This window comes from Pseudomonas sp. ICMP 3272, assembly GCF_001466905.1.
Classification (GTDB): domain Bacteria; phylum Pseudomonadota; class Gammaproteobacteria; order Pseudomonadales; family Pseudomonadaceae; genus Aquipseudomonas; species Aquipseudomonas amygdali.
In genome coordinates this window covers 1-2092 of the sequence record NZ_LKEK01000107.1, presented here as the reverse complement: position 1 = coordinate 2092, position 2092 = coordinate 1, and the positions used below count along the sequence as shown (strand labels likewise).

Annotated in this window: 1 protein-coding gene and 2 tRNA genes; all 3 read left to right on the top strand. The window is 58.9% G+C overall.

Going from position 1 to position 2092, the window contains the following annotated elements:
- The first annotated feature begins 221 nt into the window (after positions 1 to 221).
- The 3 genes from gltX to AO068_RS24350 all read left to right on the top strand — a co-directional run bounded on the left by gltX (position 222) and on the right by AO068_RS24350 (position 2091).
- Positions 222 to 1703: a glutamate--tRNA ligase gene (gene gltX / locus AO068_RS24360; protein ID WP_005734390.1), complete on the top strand. Its 1482-nt coding sequence runs from the start codon at positions 222 to 224 to the stop codon at positions 1701 to 1703.
- Between the two features lie 148 nt (positions 1704 to 1851).
- Positions 1852 to 1927 (top strand) — tRNA-Ala (locus AO068_RS24355).
- Between the two features lie 88 nt (positions 1928 to 2015).
- A tRNA-Glu gene (locus AO068_RS24350) sits at positions 2016 to 2091 on the top strand.
- Position 2092: the final 1 nt, after the last annotated feature.

Below are 2092 nucleotides of genomic sequence, written 5' to 3'. Positions count from 1 at the left end.
AAGTAGGGCGCCGTAAGGGCGCAAAGGTGACCTGAGCCGAACCCCGACCCGACTGACATCGCAGAACCGCCGTGTGACGCGGAGCGTCACGAACTGCATTCCCACGCGGAGCGTGCGGAACNCGGAACGATAGGTGTTCCGGCGATTACCTTTCACGCTGGAGCCGCATGCCCCCAGCCTGTTAACATTCCGCGCTTGATCGACCTATTTCGGAATTTTCCATGACCACCGTTCGTACCCGCATCGCGCCATCGCCCACGGGCGACCCTCACGTCGGCACGGCCTACATTGCGCTGTTCAACTACTGCTTTGCCAAACAGCATGGCGGCGAGTTCATTCTGCGCATTGAAGACACCGATCAACTGCGCTCGACCCGCGAGTCCGAACAGCAGATCTTCGACGCACTGCGCTGGCTGGGTATCGAGTGGAGCGAAGGGCCGGATGTCGGTGGTCCACACGGCCCGTATCGTCAAAGCGAGCGGGGCGATATCTACCAGAAATACGCGCAGCAACTGGTCGAGCTGGGTCACGCTTTCCCGTGCTTCTGCACCGCCGAAGAACTGGACGAAATGCGCGCCGAGCAACAGGCCAAGGGCGAAACCCCGCGCTATGACGGTCGCGCCTTGCTGCTCTCCAAGGAAGAAGTGCAGCGCCGTCTGGACGCTGGCGAGCCACACGTGATTCGCATGAAAGTGCCGACCGAAGGCGTCTGCGTAGTGCCGGACATGCTGCGCGGCGAAGTCGAAATCCCGTGGGACCGCATGGACATGCAGGTCCTGATGAAGACTGACGGCCTGCCGACCTATTTCCTCGCCAACGTCGTCGATGACCACCTGATGGGCATCACCCACGTACTGCGCGGCGAAGAATGGCTGCCATCTGCACCCAAACTGATCCTGTTGTACGAATACTTCGGCTGGGACAAGCCGCAGCTGTGCTACATGCCGCTGCTGCGTAACCCTGACAAGAGCAAGCTGTCCAAGCGCAAGAACCCGACCTCGGTGACCTTCTACGAGCGCATGGGCTTCATGCCTGAAGCCATGCTCAACTACCTGGGCCGCATGGGCTGGTCGATGCCTGACGAGCGCGAGAAGTTCTCGTTGCAGGAAATGGTCGACAACTTCGACCTGTCGCGTGTCTCGCTGGGCGGGCCGATCTTCGATATCGAAAAACTGTCCTGGCTCAATGGTCAGTGGTTGCGTGATCTGCCGGTCGAGGAGTTTGCCTCGCGTCTGAAAACCTGGGCGCTGAACCCCGACTACATGATGAAGATCGCACCGCACGTGCAGGGTAGGGTAGAGACCTTCAGTCAGGTCGCTCCGCTGGCCGGTTTCTTCTTCGCCGGTGGCGTTACGCCCGATGTGAAGCTGTTCGAGCACAAGAAGCTGTCCCCGGAGCAGGTCCGTCAGGTGATGCAGTTGATTCTGTGGAAGCTGGAGTCGCTGCGCCAGTGGGAGAAAGACCGGATCATGGGCTGCATCCAGGCCGTCGTCGAGCACCTCGAGCTCAAGCTGCGTGACGCCATGCCCTTGATGTTTGCGGCGATTACCGGCCAGGCCAATTCGGTCTCGGTGACCGATGCGATGGAGATCCTCGGTCCGGACCTGACCCGCTTCCGCCTGCGTCAGGCCCTGGATTTGCTGGGTGGCGTTTCGAAAAAAGAAAACAAGGAATGGGAAAAGCTGCTGGGCTCCATCGCCTGAGGCGTTCCCTGTTCCTGTCAGACGCCCCCGGTTTTCCGGGGGTTTAAAGGTAAGTGGTTGTATTACCGACAAAAAAGTTTGGAAAATGTAAAAAATAAATTTGACAGCCCTGTCACTCACGCTTAATATGCGCCCCGTCCACTGATGTGGGGCTTTAGCTCAGCTGGGAGAGCGCCTGCATGGCATGCAGGAGGTCAGCGGTTCGATCCCGCTAAGCTCCACCAAATTTAGCGTTTCAGAGCGCTGCTACACTGCTCTGGGACGATGTGAAACAAACGGATCCAGCGACCGTTTGTTTTGTAAGAAGGTTTTGTCCCCTTCGTCTAGTGGCCTAGGACACCGCCCTTTCACGGCGGTAACAGGGGTTCGAGTCCCCTAGGGGACGCCAT